General features: G+C 55.6%; 11 protein-coding genes. 4 read left to right on the top strand and 7 right to left on the bottom strand.

All coding sequences use genetic code 11. From position 1 onward, the window contains the following. Position 1 precedes the first annotated feature (1 nt). On the bottom strand, positions 2 to 1195 hold the full coding sequence (locus FDX14_RS08830) for an ROK family transcriptional regulator (RefSeq protein WP_061382201.1): 1194 nt from the start codon (positions 1193 to 1195) through the stop codon (positions 2 to 4). A 114-nt stretch (positions 1196 to 1309) separates the two neighbouring features. Here FDX14_RS08830 and FDX14_RS08825 point away from each other — a divergent pair, with 114 nt between their 5' ends. The 4 genes from FDX14_RS08825 (at position 1310) to FDX14_RS08810 (ending at position 8167) form a co-directional block, all read left to right on the top strand. Then, positions 1310 to 4576 carry a DUF5107 domain-containing protein gene (locus tag FDX14_RS08825; RefSeq protein ID WP_137349355.1) on the top strand — a complete coding sequence of 1089 codons (3267 nt, stop codon included), beginning with the start codon at positions 1310 to 1312 and terminating at the stop codon, positions 4574 to 4576. Between the two features lie 72 nt (positions 4577 to 4648). Then, entirely contained in the window at positions 4649 to 6088 is a 1440-nt protein-coding gene (locus FDX14_RS08820; protein ID WP_042306711.1) for a sugar porter family MFS transporter, read from the top strand. Further along, positions 6088 to 6930: an aldose 1-epimerase gene (locus FDX14_RS08815; RefSeq protein ID WP_061382199.1), complete on the top strand. Its 843-nt coding sequence runs from the start codon at positions 6088 to 6090 to the stop codon at positions 6928 to 6930. The genes FDX14_RS08820 and FDX14_RS08815 overlap by 1 nt, the downstream gene beginning before the upstream one ends. 88 nt (positions 6931 to 7018) lie before the next feature. Continuing rightward, the gene (locus FDX14_RS08810; protein ID WP_137349354.1) at positions 7019 to 8167 is read left to right on the top strand and encodes a 3-phenylpropionate MFS transporter; all 1149 of its coding nucleotides are present in this window, start codon (positions 7019 to 7021) and stop codon (positions 8165 to 8167) included. Here the strand turns inward: FDX14_RS08810 and csiE are convergent. The 6 genes from csiE to FDX14_RS08780 all read right to left on the bottom strand — a co-directional run bounded on the left by csiE (position 8162) and on the right by FDX14_RS08780 (position 15756). Then, positions 8162 to 9439, bottom strand: a complete 1278-nt coding sequence (gene csiE / locus FDX14_RS08805) for a stationary phase inducible protein CsiE (RefSeq protein WP_042306717.1) — start codon at positions 9437 to 9439, stop codon at positions 8162 to 8164. The genes FDX14_RS08810 and csiE overlap by 6 nt on opposite strands. A 617-nt stretch (positions 9440 to 10056) precedes the next feature. Beyond that, on the bottom strand, positions 10057 to 10659 hold the full coding sequence (locus FDX14_RS08800; RefSeq protein ID WP_079223140.1) for a KpsF/GutQ family sugar-phosphate isomerase: 603 nt from the start codon (positions 10657 to 10659) through the stop codon (positions 10057 to 10059). Further along, positions 10656 to 12293 carry an FGGY-family carbohydrate kinase gene (locus tag FDX14_RS08795; protein WP_079223142.1) on the bottom strand — a complete coding sequence of 546 codons (1638 nt, stop codon included), beginning with the start codon at positions 12291 to 12293 and terminating at the stop codon, positions 10656 to 10658. The genes FDX14_RS08800 and FDX14_RS08795 overlap by 4 nt, the downstream gene beginning before the upstream one ends. A 17-nt stretch (positions 12294 to 12310) precedes the next feature. After that, positions 12311 to 13264, bottom strand: a complete 954-nt coding sequence (locus tag FDX14_RS08790) for an ABC transporter permease (protein WP_137349353.1) — start codon at positions 13262 to 13264, stop codon at positions 12311 to 12313. A gap of 1 nt (position 13265) precedes the next feature. Beyond that, positions 13266 to 14255: an ABC transporter permease gene (locus tag FDX14_RS08785; protein ID WP_042306725.1), complete on the bottom strand. Its 990-nt coding sequence runs from the start codon at positions 14253 to 14255 to the stop codon at positions 13266 to 13268. Further along, positions 14248 to 15756, bottom strand: coding sequence for a sugar ABC transporter ATP-binding protein (locus tag FDX14_RS08780; RefSeq protein WP_137349352.1), 1509 nt, complete (start codon positions 15754 to 15756; stop codon positions 14248 to 14250). Before FDX14_RS08780 ends, FDX14_RS08785 begins: the two co-directional genes overlap by 8 nt. Between the last annotated feature and the right edge of the window lie 53 nt (positions 15757 to 15809).

The following is a 15809-nucleotide window of genomic DNA, read 5'->3' as shown; positions in this document are numbered from 1 at the left end:
ACTACAGCTCGCTAAGTTGTGATTCTACATACAGATAGCCAATTCCCATGAGTTGCTGAGCGCGAGTCAGTTTACCGAAACCGATCTGCGTTGCCCTGGCTCGCGGGTTATCGCCGTGATCGAACGGATTGAATCCGGTTTGTTGTACCAGCGTATTGAGCCAGCTCTCGCCAAATGCGCAGCTCCGCCCATATAACCATATTTGGTTAATATTCAGTATATTCAAAAAGTTATAAAGACTCAGGCCAATAGCGCTGGCGGCATGTTCAGCCCACGCCTGAATGCGGACGTCTCCGTGCCTCCAGGCATCAATAAGCTGGTCGGTGGTCAACGTTTCCGGATCATACAGGGAAGCCGGTTGCGATTTCATCCACACGCGAGCCTGCTTTTTCAGTGCGCTTAATGACGCTACCGTTTCCAGACACCCATAACGACCGCAGTCGCAGGCAACCCCGTCCGGATGAATTATTGTATGGCCAATCTGACCGCTGCCATACAAACTGCCCCGCCAGATGTTATCGTTAATGACAAACGATGAGCCAATGCCGTAATCAACGTTAATCACACAAAAATCACCTTTAGCCGCCGGATTTTGCCACTTTTCCGCCAGCGCCAGCATCACGCAGTCATTGTCCAGCCGGACCTGCACACCAAGCATCTCCTCAAGCAGGTATTTTATTTCCACCGGTGTTTTCCACGGAGCCTGAGGCATGGTTTTTGATGCGCCGGTAATCGGATCAACCTGGCCGTGCACGCCTAGCGCCAGATTAATCGTAACCTCTGGAAATTGCCGATGGTATTCCCGCCAGTGTGTCGCCAATGCCGCCAGTAGCGCTTTTGGCGTATCAGGTTTAATGACCTCATGGCGCCAGTCGCCGACGGCCACCAGACGCGCGTCCGCCAGTTGGCTGGTGATGCTGGTCGGGGTGACGTTGATGCAGAGCGTCCAGGCGCCTGTTTCTGGCAAATGATAGCTGCCGCTACTCAAACCGCGCTGGCTTAAGGTTTCTCGCGAATGGCTGATTCTCCCTTCATCCATCAGCTCTTCAAGAATATTGCTGACCGCCGGGATTGACAGGCTGGTGAGCTGCGCCAACTGCGACTTGCTAAGCTGTTTTTCCCGCCATAGATGCGACAAAAAGATCTGTTTATTTGCCTGACGCACCCTGGCGTTATTGAATCCCAAACGCTGCATACACTTAACTCCCTTTACTATATTGCGTGAGCATTGTGCATTTTAACGCCACTTAACTGCTGCAGAATAGCCTCAGGTTAAATTTTTACTTTTGTTTATTGAGTGGAGAGCGGCATGTACGGTTCAGTTAAAGTCTGGCAGGAAACGATCACCCTCCCAACGTGGACGGTGGGTGAAGAAGACGCTAACCCGATGTTTCTGGAGAAAAGGGTGTATCAGGGATCCTCTGGTGCGGTTTATCCCTACGGCGTGATTGATACCCTGACTGGCAAGCGTGAAATGCGCGACTATCAGGCGGTGTGGATGGAGAATGACTTCATTCGCATCATGCTGCTGCCGGAATTAGGCGGACGCATCCATCGTGCGTATGACAAAGTGCAGCAGCGTGATTTCGTCTACTACAACGAAGTAGTGAAACCTGCGTTGGTTGGCCTGCTTGGGCCATGGATCTCTGGCGGCATTGAGTTCAACTGGCCGCAGCATCATCGTCCAACCACCTTTATGCCGGTTGATTTTACGCAGCAGCAGGGCGAGCAGGGCGAATATACCGTGTGGATGGGGGAGGTTGAACCCATGCGTGGTTTACAGGTGATGACCGGGTTTACACTGTACCCAGATCGCGCGCTGATCGAAATAACCGGGAAGGTGTTTAACGGTAACGCTACCCCGCGCCACTTCCTGTGGTGGGCGAATCCGGCGGTGAAAGGCGGCGACGATCATCAGAGCGTGTTTCCGCCGGATGTAACCGCGGTATTCGACCACGGCAAGCGCGATGTTTCAGCGTTTCCTATCGCTACTGGCACCTACTACAAAGTGGATTACTCGGCGGGTGTGGATATCTCTCGCTACAAAAACGTACCCGTTCCGACCTCTTATATGGCGGAAAAATCGGATTATGACTTTGTCGGTGCCTGGCACCACGGCGAACGCGGTGGATTACTGCACGTCGCGGACCACCATGTTTCGCCGGGGAAAAAACAGTGGACCTGGGGATACGGCGACTTTGGCGTTGCCTGGGATCGTAATCTCACCGATGACAACGGTCCGTATATCGAACTGATGACCGGGGTCTTTACCGATAACCAACCGGATTTTACCTGGCTTGCGCCGTACGAAGAGAAAGTTTTCGTGCAAAACTTCCTGCCCTACAGCGAACTTGGCATGGTGCAAAACGCCAGCACGCAACTGGCGCTTCGGCTGGTGCGTGAGGGAAGCCAACTTTCAGTGGGCGTTTATGCGATAGCGCCGCTACGCGATGTTCAGGTTACGCTTGCGGCACACGGGCAGCCGTTCTTTGAGAATACACTCTCCCTTGAGCCGGGGCAGAGCTGGTTAGCCGATGTGTCTGACAATGGCCATGCCCGGGTAACGATGACCGTCACTCGCGCCGATGGCTCCACGCTTTTGCAGTACGAAGAGCACCTGGCGCAAGAGTTACCACTACCCTCGGCGGCCAGCGCGCCAGCTCAGCCAGAAGCGCTTGCTAATACCGATGAACTCTATTTTATTGGTCAGCATCTGGAGCAGTACAACCACGCCAGCCGCTATGCCGAAGACTATTACCGCCGCGCGCTGGAGGTCGACCCGCTGGATTATCGCAATAATGTGGCGCTGGGGACGCTGGCGCTAAACCGCGCGGACTGGGCATTAGCAGCCCATTGTGCGGGCAAGGCGCTGGAACGGGCGCACAAGCTCAATAAGAATCCACGTGATGGCGAGGCGAGTATGCTGCTGGCTGCCGCGCAGGAACGCCAGGGCGACGATGACAGCGCCTGGGATAATTATTATAAGGCGAGCTGGAGCGGCAACTGCCGGGACGCGGCTTTCTGGTCGTTAGCGCGCCTGGCGATGAAACGTCAGGACTATGCCGGCGCGTTGGAAAAGGTCGAGCAGAGCCTGCGCTTTAACGGCAGTAATAACCTGGCGATGGGACTGAAAGCGCTGGCGCTGGCTAAGCTTGATCGCAATGCGCAAGCGCTGGAATACATTTGCCAACAGCTGGTTGATTATCCGCTGAGTTACACCCTGCACTATGCGCGCTGGGCTATTTGCCAGGATGAAGCGACTGCACAGGCGCTAATCTCGATTACCGGGCGGCGCGGTACCAACGCGTGTGAACTGGCTGGCTGGTTGATCGCATTGGGGCAAAAAGATGCTGCCCGTGGCGTGCTGGAACTGCTCGACAGCCAGGAAACGCTACCGATGCTGTGGCGCGCTTCGTTGAGCGATAATCCGCAACCTTTCATCGAACTAGCGCGTAAGTGTCTGCAAAATCGCGTCCGTTTTCCCAATACGCTGGATGAAGTACAGATGCTGCAAACCCTCGAGCAGAGCGCTTTTGCCCGCTATTTGCTCGGCTGTTTCTGGTACAGCAAACGCTGCTATGACGAGGCGGTCTCCTGCTGGCAATTTACCCTTGCGCAGGAGCCGGATTTTGCCCCAGTGCATCGCTTATTGGGTATCTATGCCTGGAACAAACAGCACGATGCACAGCAGGCGATGCAGTATCTGTCGCAGGCCGTCGCACTGGAGCCGCAAAATGCCCGTTTCCTGTTCGAACTCGACTATCTCAAAAAGCTGATGGCGCAACCGGCTGAACAGCGTTTGCAGCGACTGGAAGCCAGCAAAGATATTGTCTTCCATCGCGACGATCTGACGGTGGAACTGCTTAGTCTGTGGAATGGATTGGGGCGCTACGACGAGGCCGCGGCAATCTTACGTGAGCGTGTATTTCATCCGTGGGAGGGGGGAGAAGGCAAAGCCACCGGGCAATATCTGCTGAATCAGATGCATCGCGCACTGGAGGCTGTTCAGGCGGGCGACCCGCAAACCGCCATCACGCAACTGCAACAGGCGCTGCACTACCCGCAAAACCTTGGGGAGGGGCGTCTGCCTGGGCAAACGGATAATGACATCTGGTATTTGCTGGGTTATTGCGCCCAGCAGCAGGGGCATTTCGAGGAATCCCAGCGTTACTTCTCCCGTGCCACGCGTGGCGGTAGCTCACTGGATGCCGGACGTTACTACAACGACCAGCCGGTGGACTATCTCTTTTGGCAGGGGATGGCGCAGAGAAAACTTGGCGATGATGCACAGGCGGACGCTCTGTTCAACAGCTTCCTGCAATGGGTTGAGTCGCATCGCGACAACATCCCGGATGTCGATTTCTTTGCCGTATCGCTGCCCGATCTGGTGGTACTGGATACCTCAGCACAAGCAAAACACCAGCAACACTGCCTGTTTATCAATGCGCTTGGGCATCTGGGGCTGGGAAATAGTTCTGCTTGCCAGCGCGATCTTGATGAGCTTCTGCAACTCAATCCGGCGCATGACAAGGCGTTACTGCTGCGTCACGCCATAAACGTAAGGCTGTTCCAGTAATACCCGAAACGGGTGGGGGCAACCTCACCCGAAACCTTCTGTCCCCTGCGTTTCCCTGAAAGAGGAATCATAATGAATAACGCGCAGACACATTTAAAGATTGGTTACGTCTGGACTATCTGCCTGGTTGCCGCCTGCGGTGGTTTACTGTTTGGCTATGACTGGGTGGTAATCGGCGGGGCAAAGCCCTTCTATGAAGCTTATTTCTCGATTACCGATCCGGCGCAATCTGGCTGGGCGATGAGCTCGGCGCTGGTTGGTTGTATCTTTGGTGCGCTGATTTCCGGCTGGTGCGCCGATAAATTTGGCCGAAAGATGCCGCTGATTCTCTCGGCGATCCTCTTTAGCGCTTCAGCCTGGGGGACCGCAGTTGCCAGCAATTTTGACATGTTTGTTGTCTATCGCATCGTTGGCGGCGTGGGGATTGGTCTGGCATCCGCGCTAAGCCCGCTGTATATCGCTGAGGTCAGCCCAGCGGAAAAGCGTGGTCGCTTTGTTGCCGTTAACCAGCTCACCATCGTGATTGGCGTCCTGGCGGCGCAGCTTATCAACCTGATGATTGCCGAACCTGTCGCCACAGGCGCTACGCAGCAGGCGATTGTGGAAAGCTGGAACGGTCAGACGGGCTGGCGCTGGATGTTTGGCGCTGAATTAGTGCCTGCGGTAATATTCCTGGTGCTGATGTTCTTTGTCCCTGAATCGCCGCGCTGGTTGGTGAAGGCAGGAAAAGCCGAACGTGCGCGCACCATGCTGCAGCGCATTGGTTCGGCGGAATATGCCGGACAAACGCTGAAAGAAATTGAACATACGCTACAAAAAGATAACCACAAGGTCGCGTGGTCATCACTGTTACAACCGCAGATCAAACCGATAGTGATTATTGGCATGGTGCTGGCAGTGTTCCAGCAGTGGTGTGGGATCAACGTTATTTTCAACTATGCGCAGGAGATATTTGCTTCCGCCGGATTCGACATCAACGGCACGTTAAAATCGATCGTAGCGACCGGGATCATCAATCTGGTCTTTACCCTTGCCGCTCTGCCGCTGGTGGACAAAATTGGGCGTCGTAAACTGATGCTGTTTGGTGCATCAGGGCTGACGGTTATCTACGTACTCATTGCCGGGGCATACGGGTTGGGCATTCTGGGCTGGCCGGTTTTGGTTCTGGTGCTGGCGGCGATTGCCATTTACGCCCTGACGCTGGCCCCGGTAACCTGGGTGCTGCTGTCCGAAATTTTCCCCAACCGTGTTCGCGGGTTAGCGATGTCGCTCGGCACGCTGGCGTTGTGGATTGCCTGCTTCCTGCTGACCTATACCTTCCCACTGCTGAATGCGAGTCTGGGCGCATCGGGAAGTTTCCTGCTCTATGGTGTGATTTGTGCGATGGGCTTTATCTATGTTCTGCGTAATGTGCCGGAAACCAAAGGCGTGACGCTGGAAGCGCTGGAAGAACGGCTGGCGGCACAGCATACGAAAGTTGGCGCATCAAGCCAGCAACGAAGCGCCCGCTAATGAACCCTCTGCTGATGTTACAAAACGCACATCTACGGATGTGCGTAGATCCACAGGGCGGTTCGCTATTGAGTCTGGTTTCGTTACAACATCAACAGGCAATATTACGTGAAGGTCATGGTCAGCAGCTCGGTGATTGCGGCCTGTTCCCGATGTTACCGGTGGCAAATAGGGTGGCGGGCAATCGTTTTATGTTACGTGGGGAAGAGGTTGTGCTACCGCACCATGAGGCGGATGCACACTTCTTCCTGCATGGTGACGGCTGGCTGCAGCGCTGGCAGGTTATCACCGCTACGCAAAGTGGTTGTTTGCTACAGTTGCGCAGTTGGCATCCCTGTGGTTACGACTATACGGCGCAGCTTTGCTACCAACTGGAAGCGTCAAGCCTGCATGCTTCATTGACGCTCACCCATTGTGGGGAACGACCGATGATCTATGGCTGCGGGTTCCATCCGTTTTTCGCCTTTGATACGCACAGTACGGCCCAGTTCACCGCCAGCGGCTACTGGCCGGAGGGGGAACAGCATCTGCCACTGGACTGGCAAAGTAATATTCCACCCGCAGCAGATTTCATGCATGCGCAATACGGTGAAGATGCCTGGTTGAATGTGGGTTATTCTGGCTGGAGCGGGCGGGCCGTTATTCAGCGTGATGTGATGAAAGTCACGATTTTAGCGCAAACTCCGTGGTTGATGCTGTTCAGAATGTCGGGTGAACCATTCCTGTGCCTGGAGCCGCAGACGCATCCGGTGAATGCCCACCACATGCAGGGGCAGCCGGGATTGCAGGTTTTAGCGCAGGAAGAACGCTGTCATTTTGCGATGCAAATTTGCATCGAATAGGGCGAAAATCATGTTATCTGCCTGTTAATGGTCTCTTGCGCCAACCAGAGTTTATCGCCAGACTACCGTCTCCAAACGGGAGGGATTCATGGCTTTGCATTCCACGCGCTGGCTGGCGCTCGGTTATTTCACCTATTTCTTTAGCTACGGTATTTTTCTGCCTTTCTGGAGCGTCTGGCTCGAAGGGCTGGGGCTGACGCCGGAAACCATTGGTTTACTGCTGAGCGCGGGGCTGATTGCCCGTTTTCTCGGTAGCTTGCTGATTGCGCCGCGCGTGAGCGATCCCTCTCGTCTGATTACCGCTTTACGTATTCTGGCTCTGTTGACGTTGGTGTTTGCGCTGGCTTTCTGGGCGGGGACCAACGTGGCGTGGCTGATGGTGGTGATGGTCGGATTTAACCTGTTTTTCTCACCGTTGGTGCCGCTGACCGACGCGCTGGCTAACACCTGGCAAAAACAGATAACCATGGATTATGGGCGGGTTCGACTGTGGGGATCCGTGGCCTTTGTAATTGGCTCTGCGCTGACCGGTAAGCTGGTGAGCCTGTTTGACTATCGGGTGATCCTTATTCTGCTGTCGCTTGGCGTCGCCTCGATGCTGCTGGGCATGATGATTCGCCCGAGCGTGCAGCCAGCAGGTGAAACCCGTCAGCAGGAGAGTGCGGGATGGCCCGCCTGGCGCGCGTTAATAACGCAAAGCTGGCGTTTTCTTGCCTGCGTGAGTCTGCTGCAAGGCGCGCATGCCGCCTATTACGGTTTCAGCGCCATTTACTGGCAATCCGCCGGGTATTCCGCCTCGGCGGTGGGCTATTTATGGTCATTGGGCGTGGTGGCGGAAGTGATCATCTTCGCGCTGAGTCACAAGCTGTTCCGTCGCTTTAGCGCCCGCGATCTGCTGCTGCTTTCCGCCGTTTGCGGCGTGATTCGTTGGGGGCTGATGGGCTGGAGCACCGAGCTGCCGTGGCTGATTGTGGTGCAGATCCTGCACTGTGGCACCTTTACGGTCTGTCACCTGGCGGCAATGCGCTATATCGCGGCGCGACAGGGCAGCGAAGTGATTCGTTTGCAGGCAGTCTATTCCGCGGTGGCGATGGGCGGCAGTATCGCCATCATGACCGTTTTCGCCGGCTACCTGTACCAGAACCTGGGCAGCGGCGTATTCTGGGTGATGGCGCTGGTGGCGCTACCGGCTATCGTGCTGCGCCCGAAAGTGGTGGCGAAGCCTGCGACGTTATGATTCTAGGATTTTGCGGATCTGCTGCTGCTGGTGAGACGTCAGCGCCAGATCCGCATGAATCAACGGCGGTGAAAACAGCGGCAGCGGCGTAGTGTACGGTGTGACGATCAGCGTTACGCCGCGCGGCGCGCCCTCTTTTTGAAAGTCCTGCATTGGCATATGTTTTACGTTGAGCGGCAGTAGCGTCAGTTCGCGTAGCTGCTGTTCTATATGCGCTTCGAGTTGTTCATTACTGCCGGTCAGCAGGATAATCTGCTTTTCGTGCAAATCCTTCTCCTGCATCAGCCAGGCACCGAAAATCACCGCCACCAGTCCGATCTCTTCTTCTGAAAACTGCACATCGTATTCCGCTTCGAATCCGTGTATCGCCTCACGGGTGGTGCGTACCAGCCGGGGATAAAGTCGGCTGAACTCTTCCGGTAGCGTGTTATCAATGCCAATAGCAAACACACTGCGGTTCAGCGCCTGGGCAAGGTGGATATACAACTGGTCGTTCAGCCCTTGTTCATCGCTGAAGCGAACGTTGCCATACTCGCGAAAACGCAGCACCAGCCGCGCGATAGCCAGACGAAGACGGCGATCCTGCTGGTGGTTATCGCGGATGGGATCGGGGATGCGAATCATTGAGAACAGCAATGCCATAAACAGCGATTCGCCCGGCGGCGCACTTTGCATGACGTGACGTTGCCAGTGGCGGGCAATCTCCTCAGCCAGAGCGTACTCCGCGCAGGATTGCGCCCAGCGCTGCTGGAGTGGATTAAACTCCGGGGTGATCCCCGCGTGATGTTGCAGCAGGCAGTATTGTAAAAACAGCCGCAGGAACTGGATATCACGACACTCAAAGGGCTTTTGCAAGCGTCGGGAGCAGAGGTTAATCAGCGCATGCAGATTGGTGTCATCATACAACGTGCGCGCTATGCCCTGCTGTTTCAGCGCCATTTTCAATGCGGGTGTGAAATGTTGGGCGATAAAGGTCGGGCAGATCCGCAGGCCACGGCGCAGCCAATGCAACAGGCACAGACGCTGGTTCAGCGGGGCGCCTTCGATCGCATAGCCGCCATTCTGGGCGGAAATAATGGCGAGCCGATGATAACGCTGGATTTCAAGCCCCGCGCCAATGATATCCTCCTGAACGGTGGCATCATCGACGCCATTGAGACTGCTGAAGGTCTGCGCGGTAGCTATCTGCCCCGGCAGAAAAAGCGTCAGCAGTACCTGGCAACGGCGTTGGGGAGCGGAAAGTACAGATGGCGGGGCGAGCGTTGACATCATCTGTAGAATCTCCCGTGAGTATGTTTGATAAGAATAGTTAAAGTTTGCGCATAGATTTGAGGAATGGAAAGCTTTACGCCAGGAATGCTGGGGAGCGTCACAGAATTTTTAACGTGCGGAACAGATAGCGGTAGTGGAACGCAGCGCGTTAATCCGCTTTTTCACTGTTTTATCTTTAGTTGGGATATAAAAAATGCCAGAGGGGGGAATGCGGCGGAGGGAGGTATAAACATGCTATCGCAGAGAAAGGTTCCGTTCACCTCATGTTCATCGCTTTTCTGTACACTGAACGCCAGTGAACGTGTTAAGGGTGCTATCGCCGCACCCTTAACAATCCCGGCTCCCGGCGGGAAAATTGCCGCTCCGCGGTTCCCTCCGCTTATTCCTCCAGGCTACCGGGGCGGGCGCGATGTAACGTCCCTGTAAAGCGCGCCCTGAGCCAGCATCCATGCTGGCTCTCCCGGCCTTACGGAAACACGTCGGCAATTTTCAGCCGGACCAGCCACGCCTGAGCATCTGTATTTTTATTTGAACATGTTTGAACAGCAAAAAGGATATAGCTGAAAGTCAGATCTCTGAGGTGAACGGAACCCTTAGCCGGAATCACATGTTCTCCATCACGCCTGCCCACGGCTCAGCGTTAATCCCACATCGCCGCCGGGATGCACTGCCAGCAGTGTCTCCTTTGAGTAGCCGCTTTCACTCATCAAACAGGCGCAGGCGGCGTCAAAGATCGCCAGTACCAGCAGAATTGAGGTCGTCGCCAGCATGTTCAGCGGGTCGGCCTCACGCTGGACGCCGGTGGAAATCACCAGCCTCGACGCTTTAGCGATGGCCGAATCAGCGTTTTCCGTCACGCTCAGGATCGGCACATTTCTCGCCGCCAGCCCAGGCAGCAGCCGGGTAAGTTCATCCGAATTGCCCCCGCGTGACAGCATAATAACCAGGTCGTCGGCGCGTAAAAAACCCAGATCGCCGTGCGCCGCATCGGTGGCATTGAGATAAATCGCCGGGCGCTCCACGCAGGCGAGCATATGCGCGACTTTACGCGCCGCAATGCCGGAGGTGCCGACGCCGGTAACGACGATTTTTCCCTGACAACCGCGCAGTTCCGCCATCAGCGACTCCCAGAGCGGTTCAGTCAGGTGCTGTCCCAGACCCGCAAGGGCATCGCTGTAGATCTGGAATACGCCGGTGGCCTGAGACCAGGAGTCACTCATGCTTCCTCCTGCATCAGTTGGCGGTATTTCATATCGTCCTGATACATCTCGTGGAATACCCGATATTTGCGATCGTAGTACTGCTTAATACGGTTGGTTTGCGGGGTGACCGTTTTACCAATCCGGCTCATCGCCGACATCGCTTCCGGGAAGGTGTCAAATACACCGGCGGCGATAGTTCCCATCATGGCACCGCCCAACAGCATGGCTTCACTCTCTTCCGGCAGCAGCATGGCGCAACCGGTGGCGTTGGCGTGTTCCTGAACGAAGATCGGGTTTTTCGTCCCGCCGCCGCTGGCCATAATCGTATCGATGGTGTAGCCACTTTGATTCATCGTTTCAATGATATGTCGCGTACCGAGGGCAATGGCCTGGATAGTCGCCAGATACTGTCGCGCCATATCTTCCGGCGTGCGCGACAGCTTAAGTCCGGTGATTGTCCCCGTAAGCGTAGGGTTGGCGCGCGGCGAGCGATTGCCGTGGAAATAGGGCAGGATATGCATATCGCGGGTCAGGAAGGCGATATCTTCCGGCTCACCGGCCATTTTACGCAGCAACGCATTCAGCACTTCATAAATGGTCTGTCCCTGCGACTTAGCCTGCGCCAGCAGAGTTTCGTAGCAAGGATGCGACTGTATAACGTGGTCGATTAACGCCCCCGTTGCCGACTGCCCGCCTTCGTTGAGCCAGTATTCCGGCAGTACGGCAGAGTAGTAAGGCCCCCAGACACCGCCGATAAAACGCGGCTCTTTGGAAATCGCCATGTGTCCGGTGGAGGTGCCGCCAATCAGTGCGATACGACGGTCGAAATCCGGCACCTCGCCGGAAACTCCGCTGGCGCCGAGCGTACCGAGGGTACCGGCGTGGGCATCAATAATCGATACGCTGACCGCGGTGCCGGGGATCAGTCCCATTTCGCTGGCGGCGCGCGCTGACAGCCCATGGCCGAGCGGTTCGCCCATGGTTTTCACGTAACGGCCAATTTTGGCGGCATCGTGCTCCAGCAAATCTTCCAGCCCAATCTGGCGGAAATAGCTGGCATCCCATTTATCTTCATGTCCCATATAGGTCCATTTACACACCGTCGAGCACAATGAGCGTGTGTCATCGCCCGTTGCGCGCCAGGTGAGGAAATCAGGCAGGTCAAAGTAGTAACCGGCGTTAGCCCAGGTATTGGGCATGTGCTGCTTCAGCCACAACAGTTTTGGCGTTTGCATCTCCGGGGAGATAATGCCGCCGACGTAGTCCAGTACCCGATGATGCAGGGCGTTAATGCGATCGGCCTGAGTAATGGCGCGATGGTCCATCCACACAATAATGTTCTGTTCACTGCGCCCGGAAGGGCTGATGGTGAGTGGATTACCTTCTTTATCCAGCACCACCAATGAACAGGTAGCGTCAAAGCCCAGACCTTTCACCTGAATAGGATTGATATCCGACTGGTTAATCGCATCGCGAACCGCGTTACACACAGCCTGCCAGATGTTATCGGAAGACTGCTCAACAAAATCGGCCTGCGGACGGTAAATCTCGATGGCCCGACTGGCCTGACCGACCATTCTGCCGTTGAGATCAAACACGCCAGCACGGGCGCTTCCGGTTCCGACATCCACACCAATAAAGTAACTTGCCATAATTTTTTCTCCTGAAATCAGGCTTTACGATTCTGTAATGCGATAAAGAGGATCAGCACCGCGCCCCACAGCGCCATCGTCAGATAGCTGCTGACCCCCAGCAAGTTAAGGCCGCTTTCCAGCATTTGCAGCACAATCAGCGCCAGTACCAGGCCGATAATGCGTCCGAAGCCGCCATCCGGGTTAATGCCGCCGAGCACAGAGGCAAGGATGGTGACCAGCAGGTAGGATTCACCGTATCCGGCTTTGGCCGAGTTGAATTTTGCCATCATCAGAATGGCGGCGACCCAGCCGAGCAGGGCTGAAATAACGTACACCGAAATTTGTACCCGTACGGTATTCACGCCGCTGTAGCGGGTAGCCTGCTCATTGGAGCCGACGAGATACAGGCTGCGCCCAAGCGTGGTGTGCTCCAGCAGCACCCACAGCAGGATTGCCACGAGGAAAAAGAGCAGCAGCGCCACCGGAATACCGCCAATTGTGGCGTTGCCAAGATACTGAATGGCGGTCGGGAAACCTGAAATCACCGTCCCGTTGGAAAGCAAAATATTCAGCCCGGAGATCAGCGTCATCGTGCCGAGGGTGGCGAGAATAGGCGAGACGCCGACCCAGGCAATTAAAGCGCCGTTGAGCGTGCCGATAGCCACCGCCACCGCAGCGCCAGCAACCAATGCCAGCACCAGAAACAGCGGGTTATCCGGATGGGCGACAATAATTGCCGCCATTACCAGCGAGCAGGCATTCGCCCCGGCAATAATCGACAGGTTAATGCCACCGGTCAGCATGGTCATGCCCATACCGAGGGCCAGCATGCCGAGGATTGGCAACTGCGAGCCGATCGACTGGAAGTTAGCGACGCTGAAAAAACGGCTGCCGAGCAGGGCCGAGAAGACCAGGGCGACGACCACAATAATGACGCATTGCAGACGAATGATGGCATCACCGGGTAAAAATCTGGCGATTGTTTTCATCTCAAAGCTCCCTTGCCAGTTTACGTTTTTCGTTCCAGGCCGTGGCGCTAATGCTGACCAGGATAATGGCGCCGCTGAACACGGTGTGCCAGTAAGAGGAGACGCTCAGCAGCGTCAGACCATTTTGCAAGAACGCCAGCAGCACAACACCCAGTAGCGTTCCGGTTAACGTACCGCGCCCGCCGCTCATGCTGGTGCCGCCGAGAACGACCGCCGCCAGCACCGTTAACTCAAAGCCGAGCAGTGAATTGGGCGCAACTGACTGGGTGATTTGCGCCTGAACCACGGCGGCAACGCCTGCCAGAATGCCCATATAGCCATAGACGTAGAAATGCAGCTTCAGCAGATTCAGCCCCAGGCGCGAGGCCGCATCGCGGTTGCCGCCCATGGCGTAAACCTGACGGCCAAGACGGGTATAGTTCATCAGTACGGCGGTAAAGATGATCACCGCAGCCAGGCACAGCAGGGGCAGGGTTAAACCATAGTCATAGCCGTCTGTCGCGGTGAACGACAACCAGTTGATACCGTTCATAAACCAGTCCGGGAAGCCGTACAGCCAGGTACCCTTGGTGGCATAAACCAGCAGGCCGTAGTAGACGTTTAGCGTGGCGATGGTAATGATGATCGCCGGAACGCGCAGCCAGTAGACCAGGAAGCCATTAATTAGCCCAAGCAGCAGACCTACCGCCATTGCGATGGTTAAAGCCAGTACGAAGTTGCCGCCGTGAGCGATCACCCAACTGGCCATCGCATACTGGGCAATCGCGGTCATCGCCGGAAATGAGATGTCGATCCCGCCGGAAATCAGCACCACAAACAGCCCGCAGGCGAGAATGCCGAGAATCGCGTAGCTGGTGGCGACATCTGTGAGATTGCCCAGCGACAGGAACTCATCGGTACTGACGCTCAGTCCGACGGCGAGCGCCACAACCAGCAGGCCCAACCAGAATTCATGTTGCCCGATTAAACGGGAGAGACGCAGACTATTCATTGATTACCTCGACCACTTCAGCAATCTCCTCTTCACGGCAGTGATGAGGATTAAATTCCGCCACCAGTTTGCCGCGGCGCATCACCAGCACACGATGACTGTTGTAATACGCTTCCGGGATTTCATCGCAAATCATCAGCACCGCCATTCCCTGTTCCGCCAGATCGCGGGCTATCTGGTAAATCCCCTCTTTGTTGGCGATATCCACGCCGACGGTAGGGGAGTCGAGGATTAAGATGCGCGGATGGGTTGCCACCCATTTGGCAATGGCAATGCGTTGGGCATTACCGCCGGAGAGCGTTTTGACCGGCAGATGCGGATCGGAGACTTTAATGTTTAACTCGCGGATCAAATCGGCGACCAACTTTTGCGCTTTACGATGATCGAGCAGACCGCTGCTGGTATGCAGTTGGTCAAACACTGTGACGATGGTGTTGTCATAGATCGACTGCTCCATGATCAGCCCCTGCGTCAGTCGATCTTCTGAGACATAGCCGATCCCGTGTTTGATGGCGTCATGATTATTGCGCAGAGTAACCGGCTGGCCGTTAATGCGCATTTCGCCGCTTTCCGGCTGGGTCATGCCGAACAAACTGAGGCAAAGCTCGGTGCGACCGGCACCCAGCAGACCGACAATGGAGACAATCTCACCGCTATGTAGCGATAAATTGATGTTTTGGTATTTCCCCCGGCGGCTGAGGTTGCGCAGCTCGAGCAGCGGCTCTTGCTCAATAGCAGGTCTTTCCGGCAGCGGGCTGTAGTGGAAGCGTTGTCCGGTCATCAGGAAGGCCAGTTCGTGACTGTCGAGTTCGCTGGCCGGGTAAGTCCCCACCAGTTTGCCGTCGCGCATCACGCTGATACGGTCCGCCACTTCCATCACTTCATCCAGACGGTGGCTGACAAACACCACGCAAATCCCGGCCGCTTTCAGTTCGTTGACGACCCGTAGCAGGCCATTGACCTCCTGGCGGGTTAACGAAGCGGTGGGTTCATCCATAATCACCAGACGCGCATCGGCGGCAATAGCCCGGCAAATGGCGACCAGTTGCCGGTCGGCAATCGACAGTTTTTCGACTTTTTTATCGGGATCGATGTTCACGCCGATGCGTTTCATAGCGGCCAGCGCCTGCTGTTTCATCGCGCCACGGCGCACCCAGATATCGCCACCGGGCAGATAGCGGTTGACCGCGATATTTTCAGCGACGCTAAAGTTAGGGAATAACGACAGGTCCTGATAAATAACCTGAATACCATAATGGGAAGAAAGCTGCGGCGTCAGGTGATGGAATAATTTGCCATCGAGTAAAATCTGCGCGCCTTTTTCCGGATGATACACTCCAGAGATCACTTTAATAATGGTGCTTTTACCACAGCCGTTTTGACCCGCCAGACAGTGAACTTCGCCTTTTCTCAGCGTCAGATTCACGTTATCCAGCGCCAGCACGCCCGGGAATTGTTTGCTGATATTCTCAAGAGTGATAAATGCGGTGGTGTCTGTCATGGACAATACCCCTGCGCACGTCCGCATGGACGCTAAGTGTTAGTTTGGTTGAT

This window comes from Citrobacter sp. wls710 (assembly GCF_005281115.1).
Classification (GTDB): domain Bacteria; phylum Pseudomonadota; class Gammaproteobacteria; order Enterobacterales; family Enterobacteriaceae; genus Citrobacter; species Citrobacter werkmanii.
This window is presented reverse-complemented; position numbering and strand designations above follow the sequence as displayed.